The following is a 17,355-nucleotide window of genomic DNA, read 5'->3' as shown; positions in this document are numbered from 1 at the left end:
TTCTTATGAATACCCGCTTCTCAGTTATCTGCCGCGAGGCTACTCTTCTCCTGTGCTTACGGACGGCAGCAGCGCCGTCGCACTTGGGTCGCATAGAGAAAAAATGCATAAACCTCGCGGCCTTTAGCACAAAACATGGAACATTTTCCCCAGGTTTGCCTAGCGGCCTGCGGGATTGATTGCCGCTTCAACACCAGATAAACCGTTCAATTTGGCGTCCGGCTCAGCAGTAATGATTAGTAAGTCTTCATATTCTCTAATCCCTCGTTGAACCCGTACGCCAGCCGGCCCGCCGTGCCGGTTTTTTTGTCGCCTCAGGCTGAATCGTTCCAACTCTGGAACGCGTCGGTGGCGGCATCTTTGCTCACCGCCGGTGGGCATTTTTGAACGCGTGGGGCATTTTGCTTCGCGCCGGTGGAGGAGTAGGTCATGAACGAAAACCGCGGTTGTTCCTGTGCGCACCATTTGGTGCAGGGTTTTGCCAGGCAGTCGGTAAGCGCCGGGGAGGGCGAAATCTATCAAATCTCGCTGATGAGCGCGTTAATCGGCGGCGTGTACGAAGGCGAAGTCACCATCGCCGAATTGCTGAAGCACGGCAACTTTGGCCTCGGCACCTTCAATCATCTGGACGGCGAGCTGATCGCCTTCGACCACGAAATACACCAGCTGCGCGCCGACGGCAGCGCCCGGCCGGCCGGCCTGCAACAGAAAACCCCCTTTGCCGTCGTCACCTTTTTCCGGCCCAGCGTCAGCCAGCAGTTCGACCGGCCGATCACCAAGGCCCAGCTGCACCAGTGCATCGACGAACAGGTCGCTTCGCCGAACCTGTTCTGCGCGGTGCGCGTCGACGGCGAATTCAGCCACGTGGAAACCCGCACCGTGCCGCGCCAGGAGCGGCCGTATCGCCCGATGCTGGAGGCGATCGAGGAACAGCCGACCTTTTCCTTCCATCAGCGCCAGGGCACCCTGGTCGGCTTCCGTTCGCCGGACTATATGCAGGGCATCGGCGTGGCCGGCTACCACGAACATTTCGTGACCGACGATCGCAGCGGCGGCGGCCACGTGCTGGATTACCAGCTCGATCACGGCCGCCTGCAGTTTGGCGTCATCACCCGTCTCAATCTTCAGTTGCCGCATGATGCGGATTTCTTGCGCGCCGACCTCTGCCCAGAGGATTTGGACCGCGCGATTCGTTCCGCCGAGGGTTAATGCCCCGGCGACCGTTTTTTAGGAGGTGGAACCATGGCACAGGTAAAAACAGACAATAACTGGCAATGCGGCGCAGATTTGGTGGTGAAAAATCTGCAGGCGCAGGGCGTGAAGCACGTATTCGGCATTCCGGGCGCCAAGATTGACCGGGTGTTCGATTCGCTGGAGGATGCGCCCTCGATCGAAACGGTGGTGGTGCGCCACGAGGCCAACGCCGCCTTTATGGCGGCGGCGGTGGGCCGTTTGACCGGCAAGGCCGGGGTGGCGCTGGTCACCTCCGGGCCGGGCAGCTCCAACCTGATCACCGGGCTGGCGACCGCCACCTCGGAAGGGGATGCGGTGGTGGCCTTCGGCGGGGCGGTGAAGCGCGCCGACAACCTGAAGCAGACGCACCAAAGCATGGACACCGTCAGCATGTTCCGCCCGGTGACCAAATACTGCGCCGAGGTGCACGCCGGCTCGGCGATCTCCGAGGTGATCGCCAACGCCTTCCGCCACGCCGAGTTCGGCCGGCCCGGCGCCTCGTTCGTTAGCCTGCCGATGGACATCGTCAATGAGCCGGTCAGCGCGCCGGTGTTGGCCGGCTGCCGTTTGCCGCGCATGGGCGCCGCGGCGGCGGACGACATCCAGGCGGCGGTGAAGTTGATCCAACAGGCGAAATGCCCGGTGCTGCTGCTGGGCCTGCAGGCCAGCCGGCCGGAAAACAGCGAAGCGGTGCGCCAGCTGCTGTATCGCACCCATATGCCGGTGGTCGGCACCTATCAGGCGGCCGGGGTGATCGACGTCAATCACTTCGCCCGCTTTGCCGGCCGGGTCGGGCTGTTCAACAACCAGCCCGCCGACCAGCTGTTGCAGAAGGCCGACCTGGTGGTCAGCGTCGGCTATGGCCCGATCGAATACGATCCCTGCATGTGGAACAGCCAGGGCCGCCTGAAGCTGGTGCACATCGACGTGCTGCCGGCGGACATCGACACCTGCTATCGCCCGGATATTGAGCTGGTGGGCAATATCAGCGCCACCCTCGACATGCTGACCGAAGCCTTCAGCGGGGCGGTGAGCGTGCCGGCCGAGGTGGAACTGATCCTCACCGATCTGGGCCGCCAGCGCAGCGAGCTGGCGGAGCGCGCGGCGCGGCGCGGCGGCATGCCGATCCACCCGCTGCGCATCGTGAAAGAGCTGCAGGACATCGTCAGCGACGACGTGACGCTGTGCGTCGACATGGGCAGCTTCCATATCTGGATCGCCCGCTACCTCTACAGCTTCCGCGCCCGTCAGCTGCTGATCTCCAACGGCCAGCAGACCATGGGGGTGGCGCTGCCATGGGCGATCGGCGCGGCGCTGGTGCGCCCCGGCGACAAGGTGGTGTCGATATCCGGCGACGGCGGTTTTATGCAGTCGAGCATGGAGCTGGAAACCGCAGTGCGGCTGAAAAACAACATCGTTCACGTGATCTGGGTGGATAACGCCTACAACATGGTGGAAATGCAGGAGGTAAACAAATACCAGCGCAAATCCGGCGTGGAGTTCGGGCCGATCGACTTTAAAGCCTATGCGGAATCCTGCGGCGCGGTCGGTTTTGCCGTGCGGTCGGTAGAGGATCTGCGGCCGATGCTGCGCAAGGCGATGGAGATTCGGGGGCCGGTGGTGGTGGCGATCCCGGTCGACTACGCCGACAACTACAAGCTGATGGCGCAGATGAACTTCAGCCAGATGATTTAAATTCATGATCTCGTGCGAACCACGGGGAAGGCCAGCTGCGCGCCTCCCCGTTTTTTTATGCTCACAATTTGTGCTTTACATCGCTAACTGCATGATTTATTGGTATCGGTCGGGTCTGTTTTCTTACCACTGGGGATGGCACGATGAATAAAAAAGCGATAACGATAGGGCTGTTGGCGTTGGCGGTCACCGGCGGGGCGCAGGCCAGCACGCTGGTCTATTGTTCGGAAGGTTCACCGGAAGGCTTCAACCCGCAGCTGTTTACCTCCGGCACCACGGTGGACGCCAGCTCGGCGGCGATTTATAACCGGCTGGTGGATTTCAAAACCGGCACCGTCGAACTGCAGCCCAGCCTGGCGGAGCGCTGGGAGGTGAGCGAAGACGGCAAAACTTACACCTTCCACCTGCGCAAAGGGGTGAAATTCCAGAGCAACAAATATTTTACCCCCACCCGCGATTTCAACGCCGACGACGTCATTTTCTCCTTCATGCGCCAGAAGGACGCCAATAACCCCTACCACAAGGTGTCCAACGGCGCCTACACCAACTTTGAATCGATGGAGTTCGGCAGCCTGATCGAGCGCATCGTCAAGCTGGACGACAACACCCTGCGCTTCGAGCTTTCCCGCGCCGAAGCGCCGTTCGTCGCCGACCTGGGCATGTACTTCGCCACCATTCTCTCGGCGGAATACGCCGAGGCGATGCTGAAGGCCGGCACCCCGGAGCGCGTGGACAACGATCCGATCGGCACCGGGCCGTTCCAACTGGTGCAGTACCAGAAGGACGCCAAAATTCTTTACAAGGCGTTCGACAACTATTGGGAAGGCAGGCCGAAAATCGATCGGCTGGTATTCTCGATCACGCCGGACGCCGCGGTGCGCTACGCCAAGCTGCAAAAGAACGAGTGTCAGGTGATGCCGTTCCCCAATCCGGCGGATCTGGCGCGCATGCGGCAGGACAAAAATATTCGGGTGCTGGAAAAGTCCGGGCTGAATATCGGCTTCCTGGCGTTCAACACCCAGAAGAAACCGTTGGATAACGTCAAGGTGCGGCAGGCGCTGGCGCTGGCGGTCAACAAGCCGGCGATTATCGAGGCGGTGTTCCACGGCGCCGGCCAGCCGGCTAAAAACCTGCTGCCGCCGACCCAATGGGGCAGCAACGACAAGATAGAAGACTACCCGTACGCGCCGGATAAGGCTAAACGGCTGCTGCAGGAGGCGGGGTTGGGGCAAGGGTTCGACATCGACCTGTGGGCGATGCCGGTGCAGCGGCCCTATAACCCCAACGCCAAACGCATGGCGGAGATGATCCAGTCCGACTGGGCCGACATCGGCGTACGGGCAAAAATCGTCACCTTCGAGTGGGGCGAATACCTGCAGCGGATTAAAAACGGCGAGCACCAGACGGCGTTAGTGGGCTGGACCACCGCCAACGGCGACCCGGATAACTTCTTCGGCCCGCTGTTCACCTGCGTGTCGGCCGACGGCGGTTCCAACTCCGCCAAGTGGTGCTACAAGCCGTTCGACCAACTGATCCTGCAGGCGCGCGAAGAGAACGACCACGCCAAGCGGGTGGCGATGTATGAGCAGGCGCAGGTGATGATGCATGAGCAAATGCCGGCGCTGATGATTGCCCATTCGACCATCTTCGAGCCGGTGCGCAAGGAAGTGAAGGGCTACGAAATCGATCCGTTCGGCAAACACATTTTTAAGCAGGTCTCGCTGGAGAAATAGAGAAAAGGCCGGGAAACCGGCCTTTTCCTTACTGCGCGGGATCGCAGTGGAAGCGGCCGCGCGGGATCACCAGCGGGGTATGCGACAGCGGATCGTCGATGATCATGCAGGGCATGCCGAACACCTGCTCTACCAGCTCGGCGGTAATGATCTCGGCCGGTTTCCCCTGCGCCACAATCTTGCCGTCGCGCATGGCGATGATATGGTCGGCATAGCGGCAGGCGTGGTTCAGATCGTGCAGTACGGCGATCATGGTTTGGCCGCGCTCCTGATTCAGCTGGCGGAACAGATCCAGCAGCTCAATTTGGTGGGCGATGTCCAGGTAGGTGGTCGGCTCATCCAGCAGCAGCAGCGGGGTCTGCTGCGCCAGCACCATCGCCACCCACACGCGCTGACGTTGGCCGCCGGACAGCTCGTCGACGCTGCGCTCGGCCAACTGGCTGACGTTGGTGGCCGCCATGGCTTCCTCTACCGCCTGCCGGTCGGCGTGGGTCCACTGCTTCAGCAGGCTTTGGTGCGGATAACGCCCGCGCGAAACCAGGTCCGCCACGGTAATGCTGTCCGGCGCGATTGAGGTCTGCGGCAGCAGCCCCAGCTCGCGCGCCAGCGCCTTGGTGGCGAAGCTGCTGATGCTCTTGCCGTCCAGCATCACTTCGCCGGCGCTGGGTTTCAGCAGGCGGCACAGCGCGCGCAGCAGGGTGGATTTTCCGCAGGCGTTCGGCCCGACAATCACCGTGAAAGCGCCGTCGGGAATGGCCACGCTCAGGTCGTTGGCGATGATTTTACTGTCGTAGCCCAGCGTCAGGTGCGAGGCGTGCAGGCGGTGGCTCATGGCATTCTTACTCTTCATTATCTGCGGGACTCACGGATTAACAGCCAGATCAGATACAGGCCGCCGATGCTGACGGTCACGACGCCCACCGGCAGTTGGGTCGGCGCGAACAGATGCTGGGAAGCCACGTCGGCCCCCAGCAGCAAAGTGGCCCCCATCAGCGCCGACGACGTCAGGGTAACCGACGATTGGCCGGTCAGCCGGCGGGCGATCTGCGGGGCGGCCAGCGCGATAAACGAGATCGGCCCGGCGGTGGCGGTAACGGCGGCGGTCAGGGTCACGCCGAACAGCATCAGCCACAGCCGGCTGCTTTCGGCATTGACCCCCAGCGCGCGCGCCGCGTCGTCGCCCATTTCCAGCAGCTGCAGCCGTTTGCCCATCAGCAGCGCGGCGGCGGCGGCCAGGCTGATAAACGCCATGGCCGGCCGCGATTTCTGCCAGGTCATGCCGTTCAACGAGCCGGCCTGCCACATGGCGGCATCCATGGCGCGCTCCAGCGAAGCGGTGATGATCAGCCAGGTATTGGTGGAGACCAGCACCGCGCTGATGGCGATGCCGACGATGATCAACCGGAAGCCGACCACCCCCCGCCGCCAGGCGAGCAGGTAGATCAGCAGAGCGGAGAGGATGCCGCCGGCCAGCGCGCCGCCGGCGATGGTGTAATAGCCGCCGCTGAACAGCGTAATGGCGATCAGCGCGCCGGTGTAGGCGCCCATGTTGAAGCCGATCACGTCCGGGCTGCCCAGCGGGTTGCGGATGATCGACTGGAAGATGGCGCCGCTCATGCCGAGCGCGCCGCCCAACAGCAACGCCATGCTGATGCGCGGCAGGCGCCACTGGGTGACCACGGTCACCAGGTTCTTCGGCGCCTGGCCGCCGAGCGCCGAGAACACCTGCTCCAGCGACAGCTGCAGCGTGCCGTAGCACAGCGCCGCCATGGCCAACAGCAGGCACAGCGCCAGCAGCGATAAATTAACCACCAGCACGCGCAGCGGCATGCGCCAACTGATCATGCCGTCCGGGCGGCCGATCAGCAGGGTGCGAGGCATCGACATTACAGGCCCCCCAGCGTTTTCTTGCGACGCACCAGCCAGATCAGGACCGGCGCGCCGATAAAGGCGGTGACGATGGAGACCCGCAGCTCGCCGGGCACCAGCAAACGGCCGATGATGTCGGCGCACAGCAGCAGCACCGGCGCCATCAGCATTGAGTAGGGCAGTATCCAGCGCTGGTCGGGGCCGACCCACCAGCGGGCGATGTGCGGCACCATCAGGCCGACAAAGGCGATCGGGCCGACGGTGGCGGTCGCCGCGCCGCACAGCAGCGTGATGGCGACAACCGAAACGATTTGGGTCAGCACCACCCGCGCGCCGAGCGCAATGGCCAGGTCTTCCCCCATGCTGATGGTGTTCAGCGGCCGGGCGATGGCCAGCGTCAGCAGGGCGCCGATCAGGATGGCGGGCGCGGTGACGGCCAGGCTGGCCAGGGTGCGGATATCCAGCGTACCGGCCTGCCAGAAACGCAGTTGGTCGAAGGTTTGCGGATCGAGCAGCGACAGCCCGGTGGTGATGCCGCTCAACACCGCGCCTATCGCCACGCCGGCCAGCGTCAGCCGCACCGGGTTGATGCGCCCCCCCGCCAGGGTGCCGATCAGGTAGACCAGCAGGGTGGTGATGGCCGCGCCGGCAAAGGCCCAGCTCATATAGCCTTCGGTGGAGGCGGCGCCAAAAAACATAATGCCCAGCACCACGGCGAAGCTGGCGCCGGCGTTGATGCCGAGCACGCCGGGATCGGCCAGCGGGTTGCGCGTCAGCGCCTGGATCAGCGCGCCGGCGCCGCCCAGCGCCACGCCGGCCAGCATGCCCGCCAGGGTGCGGGGCAGGCGGGCATCGAGAATAATGGTGCTGTCCGCGCCGCTGAACTGGCCCTGCAGGCTAAGCCAAACGGTATGAAAGGGAATGGATTTGGATCCCAGCATCAGGCTGGCCATTACGCACAGCAGCAGCAGCGCCAGGCAAAAACCCAGCCCGGAAACGCGCTTCAGGCCGCTGGCGTAGGCTGTGCGAGTCGTGGACGAAGGCGTCCGCGTAGTCGGAGTGGGTAAGCTCACACCGTTAACTCCTTTATAATTTTGATTCTCATTATTATTAGCGTTCTTGAAGACCGGCTTATAGTAGCATGAGTTTACGCCGCAATGCATCCGTCGGATAAGGGGAGTCAGTGATTCGCGATGTTAATGATTCTTTATATTTCAATAGATTGAATGTAATCATTGCGCCGTGAAACGCGGCAGGCGCCGGGCCTGCCGGGGGGACGTCAGGATTTCTTGAACTGCCGTTCGATGCTGTTCAGCATGTTGGTCGCGCTGTAATAATCGAGGCGGAAAGTATCGGTGCCGACGGCATAGACATGATGTTGTTCAACCGGCTCCAGGTGCCGGAGGAACGGGTTGGCCAACAGCTCCCCGACCTTGCGTTGATCGGCGGAGAATAGCATCAGCGTCTTGCCGTTCAGGCCTTCCGCCATCTTTTCGCCCGACAGCTGAATGATGTCCTGGCGTTTGCCCATGCTGGTATTGCCCTTGGCGCTTTCCGGCGGCGTGGCCAGCCGGAAGCCGAGCTGGGTCAGCAATTTCCCCTGGGCGGAGTCCGGCGTCCACAGCTTGGCCTCACGCCCGTTGTCGTCATAGACCAGCGGAGAAGTGGGCTGCGGCGGCAGGGCGATGGACTGTTTTACCTGTTCCACCCGCTGTTCAAAGCGCGCTTCGGCCTGTTTGGCCCCCTGTTCGTGGCCGGTGATCTCGCCCAGTTGGGTGGCTAACTGCTGCCAGCTTTTATCGCCGTAGTTGAGCACCAAGGTGGGCGCGACGGTCGACAGCTGATCGTACAGCTTCAGCGCCGAATCGCCGCCGGTGGAGGAGATGACGATCAGATCGGGGTTGGCGGCGGCGACCGCTTCGGCATTGGGCTCAACCTGATACAGCGGTTTGACGTTGCGCCGTTTCGCCACTTCGCCCCACTGGGTGAAGAAACCCTGGTCGTCAGACACCGACGAGTTGGCGCTGGTGGCGCCGCTGGCGATCACCGGCGCGTCGATCGCCAGCAGGGTGCCGGTGAGGGTGACGCTGGTGGAGACGATGCGCAGCGGCGGTTTTTCCAGCGTAAACGGGCCCTTGGCGCTGTTGATGGTGCGCGGCCAGCCGCCGTTTGCGGCGTCGGAGGCCGGCGTTTGCGCCCCGGCTTGGTCGTCCGGGCCGCAGCCGCTGAGCAGCAGGCCGGAAGCGGCGATCAGTGAAATAAACAGGTGGCGTAAGGATAGGGTCATGAGCGGGCTCTTTCTTTCCTTGAACTAAGACGTGTCTTGGCTGGGTTAGGCATACCCGCTAATTTACCACTCAATATTTTAAAATGATAACCATTCGTATCCCAGGTGGCGGGGCGGTGATTTTGGCAGGGGCGAATCGGGCGGGGCAGAAACGAAAAAAGCGCCTAAAGGCGCTTTTCTCTGAATTGGTGGGTCGTGCAGGATTGATTCGGCCTTTGGCCTCACCCTGCGGGCAACGCTGCGCGTTGTCGTCTCGCTTCGCTCGGCTCGAACCTGAACGCAGGTTCTTATCCAACACGACGTCGTGCACCATGCGATAAAAGGGTTGGGGCGAATTAGGTGGAATAGAAACGAAAAAAGCGCCTGAAGGCGCTTTTCTCTGAATTGGTGGGTCGTGCAGGATTCGAACCTGCGACCAATTGATTAAAAGTCAACTGCTCTACCAACTGAGCTAACGACCCGCAGAAGTGGTGGGTGATGACGGGCTCGAACCGCCGACCCCCTCCGTGTAAAGGAGATGCTCTACCAACTGAGCTAATCACCCACTTCAGGACTTCCAGGTTACTGCTAAACGAGAGAATGAGTGGTGGGTGATGACGGGCTCGAACCGCCGACCCCCTCCGTGTAAAGGAGATGCTCTACCAACTGAGCTAATCACCCTCATTTTTCTCATTTCTTACTGCTTTACCGCTCAACAAGATGGTGGGCGATGACGGGCTCGAACCGCCGACCCCCTCCGTGTAAAGGAGATGCTCTACCAACTGAGCTAATCGCCCCGTCTTGTTGGAGTCGCATTATAGGGATAGTTCAAAGTGAGTCAACGGTTTTTAAAATGATTTCAATCGTTCGCCGCAAATTTAAACAGGATGCGATAATTATCGCCAGCGCCGTCGATTCTTTGCCCGTTGTTATGCGCAATGGGCCGCAGAAAGAGCGAAATCCGCCGCCGCAATATCGTGTCAGCGTTGAGGAATTAGCGCGTGGTGGTACAATGTTGCCCACTTTTTTCAATTCCGAGCAATCGTCGGCAATCGCCGACACGCGTTGCGTAATAAGGCCGTGAACCCAATGAAAATCAAAACCCGTTTTGCCCCGAGCCCAACCGGCTATCTGCACGTCGGTGGCGCCCGTACTGCGTTGTATTCCTGGCTGTTCAGCCGCCATGCCGGCGGCGAGTTCGTTCTGCGCATCGAAGACACCGATCTGGAACGCTCCACCCAGGAGGCTATCGACGCAATTATGGATGGCATGAACTGGTTGAATCTGGATTGGGACGAAGGCCCGTATTTCCAGACCAAACGTTTCGATCGTTACAACGCGGTCATCGACGACATGCTGGTGCAGGGCACTGCCTATAAATGCTATTGCTCCAAAGAGCGTCTGGAAGCGCTGCGCGAAAAGCAGATGGAAAACGGCGAGAAGCCGCGTTACGACGGCCACTGCCGCGACAGCCAATGCAGCCATACCGACGACGAACCGCACGTGGTGCGCTTCCGCAACCCGCAGGAAGGCTCGGTGATCTTCGACGACAAGATCCGCGGCCCGATCGAATTCAGCAACCAGGAGCTGGACGATCTGATCATTCGCCGCACCGACGGCTCGCCGACCTATAACTTCTGCGTGGTGGTGGACGACTGGGATATGGAAATCAGCCACGTGATCCGCGGCGAAGACCACATCAACAACACCCCGCGCCAGATCAACATCCTGAAAGCGCTGGGCGCGCCGGTACCGGAATACGCGCACGTTTCCATGATCCTCGGCGACGACGGCAAGAAACTGTCCAAGCGCCACGGCGCGGTAGGCGTGATGCAGTACCGCGACGACGGCTATCTGCCGCAGGCGCTGCTGAACTACCTGGTGCGTCTGGGCTGGTCCCACGGCGATCAGGAAATTTTCTCCATCGACGAGATGAAAGAGTTCTTCACCCTGGAAGCGATCAACAAATCCGCCAGCGCCTTCAACACCGAAAAGCTGCAGTGGCTGAACCATCACTACATCAACCATATGCCGGCGGAAGAAGTGGCGGTGCATCTGGCGTGGCACGTTGAGCAACTGGGCATCGAAACCCGCAACGGCCCTGAGCTGAAGGATATCGTCAAGCTGCTGGGCGAGCGCTGCAAAACCCTGAAGGAAATGGCCGCATCCTGCCGCTACTTCTACGAAGACTTCAGCGAGTTCGACGCCGACGCCGCCAAGAAACACCTGCGTCCGGTGGCTCGCCAACCGCTGGAGGCGGTGCGCGCCAAGCTGGCCGCCATCAGCGCCTGGACGCCGGAAAACGTGCACGACGCCATCCAGGGCACCGCGGATGAGCTGGGCGTCGGCATGGGCAAGGTCGGTATGCCGCTGCGCGTAGCGGTAACCGGCGCCGGCCAGTCGCCGGGCATGGACGTGACCGTGCACGCCATTGGCCAGGCGCGTTCGCTGCAGCGTATCGATATGGCGCTGGCCTATATTGCCGGGCGCGAAGCGCAGGGCTGATTGTCGCCCAGACGCGATAGGCTATAATGAAAAAGCCCCGTGGATCGCTCCACGGGGCTTTTTTATGGCTGCCTGTCAGGCCTGCTCGCTGGCCGGCGAGGCGGGGCGGTAGGCGAGAAAATACATCAGGCCGACAAAGCCGGCGCCGCCCAGCGCATTGCCGAGGAATACCGCGACAAAGTTGGGCAGGTACTGATCCCAGCTCATGCCGCCGGCAAAAATGGCGGCCGGGATAATAAACATGTTGGCCACCACGTGCTGAAAACCGATGGCGACGAAGGCCATGACCGGGAACCACATGCCGATCACCTTGCCCGGCACGTCCCTGCTGGCGAAGGCCAGCCAGACCGCCAGACAGACCAGCCAGTTGCAGCCCACGCCGGAAATAAAGGCGTGCAGGAAGTCGGCGTCCACCTTGGCCTGCGCGATGGCCAGGGTTTTATGCAGGAATGCGCCCTCGGTCAATCCGAGCAGGTGGCCAAAGAAATAGGCCACGGCCACGCTGCCGGCCAGGTTGGCCAGGGTGACCCAGAACCAGTTGCGCAGAATGGCCAGGGCGGGAATTTCCCGGGCGAACCAGGCCATCGGCAGGGTCATCATGTTGCCGGTCAGCAGTTCGCCGCCGGCCAAAATCGTCAGGATCAGCCCGACAGGAAATACCGCCGCGCCCAGTAAGGCGCCAAAGGAGCCCCATTCGGCCGGCAGGGTGCCGATAACGTGGATATCCAGCAGGAAGCCGGTAGCGATAAAGGCGCCGGCGAGAAAGCCCAGGATCAGCAGGTTGGCGAGGGTGGCGCGGCTTTTATTCACCCCGGCCTGAACGGCGAGGGCGGCGATTTCTTTTGGTGAATGCAAAGACATAACGGACTCGGTTTATCTCGGTTTATAGTAATTGAGTTTATGGCGCGGGCAGTCTATGCCTGTCGTGGAAGGGACTCAAGCGCATTTCGCTAACATTTCATTAATTAAAAATCAACGCAATTTATAAGGGTTATCTGTTTTCTGTGAGCCGGCTCGCACAGCGCTTGATTTATACCCACATTGTCGGTTTTTTAGCGTTAAACGTGCTGATTTGGCGGCTTTTTCAGCGCTTGATCGAGGAATTCAATTTAGCCGTTGACAGTGTTTCCGCGGTTTCATATTATGCGCCCCGTTCACAGCACAAAGTGATTGTGGAACGGGGCTATAGCTCAGCTGGGAGAGCGCTTGCATGGCATGCAAGAGGTCGACGGTTCGATCCCGTCTAGCTCCACCAACCTTTATCTCAGAAGGGTTGGGGAATACCGTAACGCCGGTCAATGCGTACCACTTTTGTGGGGCTATAGCTCAGCTGGGAGAGCGCTTGCATGGCATGCAAGAGGTCGACGGTTCGATCCCGTCTAGCTCCACCACCATTTGAAAAGCCGACCCTTGGGTCGGCTTTTTGCTTTGCGCGGTTTATCCGCACCGAATTTCAGGCAACAAAAAAGGCCGCCGCAGCGACCTTTTTACCCTTGCCGCAGTGCGGCTTAGCCCAGCACCAGCCCGGCGATAGAGGCGGACAGGATGCTGACCAGCGTTGACCCATACACCAGCTTCAGGCCAAAGCGCGACACCACGTTGCCCTGATGTTCGTTCAGCCCTTTGATCGCACCGGCCACGATGCCGATGGAAGAGAAGTTGGCGAAGGACACCAGGAACACCGACAGGATGCCCATGCTGCGCGGCGACAGCTCGGCAGAGACTTTCTGCAGTTCCATCATCGCCACGAATTCGTTGGACACCAGCTTGGTCGCCATAATGCTGCCGACCTGCAGGGCTTCGTGCTTGGGAATGCCCATGATCCAGGCGAACGGGTAGAAGAAGTAACCGAGGATTTCCTGGAAGCTCAGGCCGAAGATGGCGCTGAACAGGCCGTTGAGCGCGGCGATCAGGGCGATAAAGCCGATCAGCATCGCAGCAACGATAATCGCTACTTTGAAACCAGCCAGGATGTATTCACCCAGCATTTCAAAGAAGCTTTGGCCTTCGTGCAGGTTACCCAGGTGCAGCTCTTCTTCTTTATTGGTGTCATACGGGTTAACCAGGGACAGCACGATAAAGGTGCTGAACATGTTAAGCACCAGCGCCGCCACCACGAACTTGGCGTCCAGCATGGTCATGTAGGCGCCGACGATGGACATGGAAACCGTAGACATCGCGGTCGCCGCCATGGTGTACATGCGCTTTTCCGACATCTTGCCCAGAATATCTTTGTAGGCGATGAAGTTTTCAGACTGGCCGAGGATCAGCGAACTGACGGCGTTGAACGATTCCAGCTTGCCCATGCCATTCACCTTGGACAGCACGGTACCGATAATGCGGATCACAAACGGCAGCACTTTGATGTATTGCAGAATACCGATCAGCGCAGAGATGAAGACGATAGGGCACAGCACCTTCAGGAAGAAGAACGCCAGGCCTTTGTCACCCATGCCGCCGAATACAAAATCAGTCCCTTGCCCAGCAAACCCGAGCAGCTTGTCGAACAGCGCCGCGAATCCTTTTACAAAGCCCAAGCCCGCTTCCGAATGCAGGAAAAAATAGGCCAGCAGTACTTCAATAACCAACAATTGAATAACATAGCGAATGCGGATGCTTTTGCGATCGCGGCACACCAACAGGGCCAGGATCGCCACCACCACCAACGCTAACGCAAAGTGCGCAATATGGGACATGTTTGCTCCAAATTTGAGGCAGGCTGAATTTCGGCTGTCATTCTATGTAACGCCACGTTTAAAAACGAGACTTCGATTGCAAATATGGAAAGTCATTGTGGGAATTCTCCTAAACTATTGCGCAAAAGCATAAAAAATCAAGATGTTAATGAGGCCATATGAAATTCGTATTCTTGTGCTAACCTGCCTTTCAGCGGCATTGCGCGCCGAATAGGCTGAAATAAAGCACGGAAAGCGGCGCGCCTGGCGCTGAACCCTTCGATAAAACCTAAATTCCCGCCTATCGCAGAGATAAGTATTACCGCCTCAAATGCGTTTGATAATTATTATCATCTATATAGACTGTTGATAAACGCATTATCCATAAGGGTTCACCCTATGCTGAACGGCCGCGTGGTTGAAACCACCCGCAATGGCTCGTCGAGAAAGCTCAAGCTTTCCCTGATGGGGCCCGCCTTTATCGCCGCCATCGGCTATATCGATCCCGGCAACTTCGCCACCAATATCCAGGCCGGCGCCGCTTTCGGCTACAGCCTGCTGTGGGTGGTGGTATGGGCCAACCTGATGGCGATGCTGATCCAGCTGCTGTCGGCCAAGCTGGGCATCGCTACCGGTAAAAATTTGGCGGAGCATATCCGCGATCGCTTCCCGCGCCCGGCGGTGTGGGCCTATTGGGTGCAGGCGGAGATCATCGCCATGGCCACCGATCTGGCCGAGTTCATCGGCGCGGCGATCGGTTTCAAGCTGTTGCTCGGCGTCTCGTTGCTGCAGGGGGCGATTCTGACCGGCATCGCCACCCTCCTGATCCTCGCGCTGCAAAAACGCGGGCAGAAGCCGCTCGAGCGGGTGATTGGCGGGCTGCTGCTGTTCGTCGCCGCCGCTTATATCGTTGAACTGGCGTTTTCTCAACCGCAGATCGGCCCGTTGCTGAAAGGCATGGCGCTGCCGGATCTGCCCAACGGCGATGCGGTGTTCCTGGCGGCGGGGGTGCTCGGCGCCACCATCATGCCGCACGTGATCTATCTGCACTCTTCATTAACCCAGCGCGGCGATGCCGACAGCCGCGCAGTGCGCTATGCCGCCACCAAGGTGGATGTCGCCATCGCCATGACCATCGCCGGCTTCGTCAATCTGGCGATGATGGCCACCGCCGCGGCGGCGTTCCACTTTAGCGGCCACAGCGGCATTGCCGATCTCGATCGCGCCTATCTGACGCTGCAGCCGCTGCTGGGGCAGGCCGCCGCCACCGTGTTCGGCCTGAGCCTGGTGGCGGCGGGGCTGTCTTCCACCGTGGTGGGCACGCTGGCGGGGCAGGTGGTGATGCAGGGATTCATCCGTTTTCGTATCCCGCTGTGGCTGCGCCGCCTGGTCACCATGGCGCCGTCGTTTATCGTCATCTGGATGGGCATGGACGCCACGCGCATTCTGTTGCTGAGCCAGGTGTTGTTGAGCTTCGGCATTGCGCTGGCGCTGGTGCCGCTGCTGTCTTTCACCGGCAATCGGCAGCTGATGGGGGATATGGTCAACGGCCGCGGGGTGCAAAGCCTCGGCAGGCTGATCGTGCTGGTGGTGGTGGGGTTGAATGGCTACCTGCTGTTCGGCGGCCTGCTGTAGGCGAGGCAATGAAAAGGCCGGCGCGATGCCGGCCTGCCGCTGTCAGTCGTCGTCATGATGGCCGCGGCGCCAGTGGTCGCGATCGTCGTCGTGGTGTTTCTTCTTCCAGTGGTGCTTATCGTGATGCTTGTAGTAGTGCTTGTCGAACTTGCGATAGCGGCCGTCACGGTAATAGTAATTCTTGCGCCAGTAGTCGTTGTCGCGCCAGCGATAGCCGTCCCAGTAATATCCCCGACGGCTGCGATCGCCCAGATAGCGTCCCTGATGGCCCTGCCACCAATCGCGGTCGCGCCAGTCGTAGCCGTCCCAGTAGCGGCCGCGGTTATCCTGTTCGCCGATGCGCAACGACACGCCCGGCAGCAGATCGATGCTGAGGCCATCGGCATGCGCTTGCTGAGTCACCGGCAAGGTGGTCGCCACCAGTACGGCGGCCAATAACAGAGGTTTAAACATGGCTTCTCCTTTCCGCCGCGGCGGGTTGGCCGGTTTGCGCGGTTAATGCAGCGCGTGCACGCGGCCTTATCATTATTTGTTCTGCAATATCGGCATATTAGCCTCGGCGAATGGGGTTGAATCTTAGAGGAACTCTGAAAAGCGGGCGGGGCGGCGGGATTTAAGATTTGTCTGGAGGGCGGGAGAAGCCGCCGGCCGTCGGGCCGGCGTTTTTTGTAAGCGATTACATCAAGATTTCTTCGATCAGGGCGATCTCGTCGGCGCTGAAGCTGCGATTAGCCAGCATGCCGACGGCGTCGTCGATCTGGCCGGTCTTGCTGGCGCCGATCAGCACCGAGGTGACGCGATCGCCGCGCAATACCCAGGCCAGCGCCATCTGCGACAGCTTCTGCCCGCGCTGCTGCGCCAGCGCGTTGAGCCGGCGCACTTTGTCCAGCCGCGCGTCGGTCAGCTGTTCCGCCTGCAGGAACCGGCTGCCGCTGGCGGCGCGGGAATCCGGCGGGATGCCCTGCAGATAGCGGTCGGTCAGTAGGCCGCCCGCCAGCGGCGAGAAGGCGATGGAACCGACGCCGTGTTCCTCCAGCGTATCCAGCAGTTCGGCTTCCGCCCAACGTTCGAACAGGGAATATTTGGGCTGGTGGATCACGCACGGCGTGCCGAGCCGCTGCAGGATGGCGAACGCCTGGCGGGCGCGATCGGCGGGGTAATTGGACAAGCCGACATACAGCGCCTTGCCCTGGCGCACCAGCAGATCCAACGCCGCCATGGTTTCCTCCAGCGGCGTGTCCGGGTCCGGGCGGTGATGGTAGAAAATGTCGACGTACTCCAATCCCATGCGTTTCAGGCTCTGATCGAGGCTGGCGACCAGATACTTTTTCGACCCCCAGTCACCGTAGGGGCCGGGCCACATGGTATAGCCGGCTTTGGAAGCGACGATCAGCTCGTCGCGCCAGCTTTTCAGATCGTCCCTGAGAATGCGGCCAAAATTTTCCTCGGCGGCGCCGGGCGGCGGGCCGTAGTTATTGGCCAGGTCGAAGTGGGTGATGCCTTGGTCGAAGGCGCGATGGATCAGCTTGCGCGCGTTGTCGTACAGCGTGGTGTCGCCAAAGTTGTGCCACAGCCCGAGGGAAATCGCCGGCAGCTTCAGCCCGCTGCGGCCGCAGCGCCGGTATTCCATGTTCTGATAACGCGAAGAGTCAGCTTGGTACGGCATACAGATCCTTATCGGCGGAGAGGGAGTCGCCTTTGAGTGTATGCGTTTTCACAGCGCGCCGCCGCGCTGGCGATCACG

At 60.6% G+C, this 17,355-nt stretch carries 14 protein-coding genes, 6 tRNA genes and 1 other RNA gene; 8 read left to right on the top strand and 13 right to left on the bottom strand.

Going from position 1 to position 17,355, the window contains the following annotated elements:
- The first annotated feature begins 429 nt into the window (after window positions 1–429).
- The 3 genes from budA to CKW09_RS17815 all read left to right on the top strand — a co-directional run bounded on the left by budA (window position 430) and on the right by CKW09_RS17815 (window position 4,661).
- A complete protein-coding gene (budA, locus tag CKW09_RS17825; protein ID WP_061799322.1) occupies window positions 430–1,209 on the top strand; it encodes an acetolactate decarboxylase in 780 nt (259 codons plus the stop codon).
- A gap of 33 nt (window positions 1,210–1,242) precedes the next feature.
- Window positions 1,243–2,928: an acetolactate synthase AlsS gene (gene alsS, locus CKW09_RS17820; RefSeq protein WP_061799321.1), complete on the top strand. Its 1,686-nt coding sequence runs from the start codon at window positions 1,243–1,245 to the stop codon at window positions 2,926–2,928.
- Between the two features lie 143 nt (window positions 2,929–3,071).
- Window positions 3,072–4,661: an ABC transporter substrate-binding protein gene (locus CKW09_RS17815; protein WP_095098615.1), complete on the top strand. Its 1,590-nt coding sequence runs from the start codon at window positions 3,072–3,074 to the stop codon at window positions 4,659–4,661.
- Window positions 4,662–4,689: 28 nt separating this feature from the next.
- Here CKW09_RS17815 and CKW09_RS17810 read toward each other — a convergent pair whose 3' ends face one another.
- The 9 genes from CKW09_RS17810 to CKW09_RS17770 form a co-directional block, all read right to left on the bottom strand.
- Entirely contained in the window at window positions 4,690–5,493 is an 804-nt protein-coding gene (locus CKW09_RS17810) for an ABC transporter ATP-binding protein (protein WP_061799319.1), read from the bottom strand.
- 17 nt (window positions 5,494–5,510) lie between these two features.
- The gene (gene fepG / locus CKW09_RS17805) at window positions 5,511–6,548 is read right to left on the bottom strand and encodes an iron-enterobactin ABC transporter permease (protein WP_061799317.1); all 1,038 of its coding nucleotides are present in this window, start codon (window positions 6,546–6,548) and stop codon (window positions 5,511–5,513) included.
- Window positions 6,548–7,603, bottom strand: coding sequence for a Fe(3+)-siderophore ABC transporter permease (gene fepD, locus CKW09_RS17800; RefSeq protein WP_061799316.1), 1,056 nt, complete (start codon window positions 7,601–7,603; stop codon window positions 6,548–6,550). Before fepD ends, fepG begins: the two co-directional genes overlap by 1 nt.
- A gap of 206 nt (window positions 7,604–7,809) precedes the next feature.
- Window positions 7,810–8,817, bottom strand: coding sequence for a Fe2+-enterobactin ABC transporter substrate-binding protein (gene fepB, locus CKW09_RS17795; RefSeq protein ID WP_061799315.1), 1,008 nt, complete (start codon window positions 8,815–8,817; stop codon window positions 7,810–7,812).
- 186 nt (window positions 8,818–9,003) lie between these two features.
- Window positions 9,004–9,129, bottom strand: a non-coding RNA gene (locus tag CKW09_RS17790) — RtT sRNA.
- Between the two features lie 73 nt (window positions 9,130–9,202).
- Window positions 9,203–9,278: transfer RNA gene (locus CKW09_RS17785), tRNA-Lys, on the bottom strand.
- Between the two features lie 7 nt (window positions 9,279–9,285).
- Window positions 9,286–9,361 (bottom strand) — tRNA-Val (locus tag CKW09_RS17780).
- 40 nt (window positions 9,362–9,401) lie between these two features.
- Window positions 9,402–9,477 (bottom strand) — tRNA-Val (locus CKW09_RS17775).
- 40 nt (window positions 9,478–9,517) lie between these two features.
- A tRNA-Val gene (locus CKW09_RS17770) sits at window positions 9,518–9,593 on the bottom strand.
- Between the two features lie 56 nt (window positions 9,594–9,649).
- On the opposite strand from CKW09_RS17770, the gene CKW09_RS24605 reads away from it, so the two are divergent.
- Both CKW09_RS24605 and gltX read left to right on the top strand, forming a co-directional pair.
- Window positions 9,650–9,880 carry a hypothetical protein gene (locus CKW09_RS24605; RefSeq protein WP_129543125.1) on the top strand — a complete coding sequence of 77 codons (231 nt, stop codon included), beginning with the start codon at window positions 9,650–9,652 and terminating at the stop codon, window positions 9,878–9,880.
- 5 nt (window positions 9,881–9,885) lie between these two features.
- The gene (gene gltX / locus CKW09_RS17765; protein WP_061795690.1) at window positions 9,886–11,301 is read left to right on the top strand and encodes a glutamate--tRNA ligase; all 1,416 of its coding nucleotides are present in this window, start codon (window positions 9,886–9,888) and stop codon (window positions 11,299–11,301) included.
- Between the two features lie 75 nt (window positions 11,302–11,376).
- Here gltX and CKW09_RS17760 read toward each other — a convergent pair whose 3' ends face one another.
- A complete protein-coding gene (locus CKW09_RS17760; protein ID WP_061795691.1) occupies window positions 11,377–12,162 on the bottom strand; it encodes a formate/nitrite transporter family protein in 786 nt (261 codons plus the stop codon).
- 318 nt (window positions 12,163–12,480) lie between these two features.
- Here CKW09_RS17760 and CKW09_RS17755 point away from each other — a divergent pair.
- Both CKW09_RS17755 and CKW09_RS17750 read left to right on the top strand, forming a co-directional pair.
- Window positions 12,481–12,556, top strand: a tRNA-Ala gene (locus tag CKW09_RS17755).
- 60 nt (window positions 12,557–12,616) lie between these two features.
- Window positions 12,617–12,692: transfer RNA gene (locus CKW09_RS17750), tRNA-Ala, on the top strand.
- A gap of 117 nt (window positions 12,693–12,809) precedes the next feature.
- On the opposite strand, the gene CKW09_RS17745 is transcribed toward CKW09_RS17750, so the two are convergent.
- The gene (locus CKW09_RS17745) at window positions 12,810–13,997 is read right to left on the bottom strand and encodes a NupC/NupG family nucleoside CNT transporter (protein WP_061795692.1); all 1,188 of its coding nucleotides are present in this window, start codon (window positions 13,995–13,997) and stop codon (window positions 12,810–12,812) included.
- A gap of 378 nt (window positions 13,998–14,375) precedes the next feature.
- Here CKW09_RS17745 and CKW09_RS17740 point away from each other — a divergent pair, with 378 nt between their 5' ends.
- Window positions 14,376–15,611 carry an Nramp family divalent metal transporter gene (locus CKW09_RS17740; RefSeq protein ID WP_095098612.1) on the top strand — a complete coding sequence of 412 codons (1,236 nt, stop codon included), beginning with the start codon at window positions 14,376–14,378 and terminating at the stop codon, window positions 15,609–15,611.
- Between the two features lie 42 nt (window positions 15,612–15,653).
- Here the strand turns inward: CKW09_RS17740 and CKW09_RS17735 are convergent, their stop codons facing one another.
- A complete protein-coding gene (locus CKW09_RS17735) occupies window positions 15,654–16,064 on the bottom strand; it encodes a DUF2502 domain-containing protein (RefSeq protein ID WP_073970245.1) in 411 nt (136 codons plus the stop codon).
- Window positions 16,065–16,287: 223 nt separating this feature from the next.
- Window positions 16,288–17,277, bottom strand: coding sequence for an L-glyceraldehyde 3-phosphate reductase (gene mgrA / locus CKW09_RS17730; RefSeq protein WP_061795694.1), 990 nt, complete (start codon window positions 17,275–17,277; stop codon window positions 16,288–16,290).
- Between the last annotated feature and the right edge of the window lie 78 nt (window positions 17,278–17,355).

The organism is Serratia ficaria (assembly GCF_900187015.1).
GTDB lineage: Bacteria > Pseudomonadota > Gammaproteobacteria > Enterobacterales > Enterobacteriaceae > Serratia > Serratia ficaria.
The sequence above is the reverse complement of the archived record's forward strand: the minus strand, read 5'-3'. Positions and strand labels throughout refer to the sequence as shown.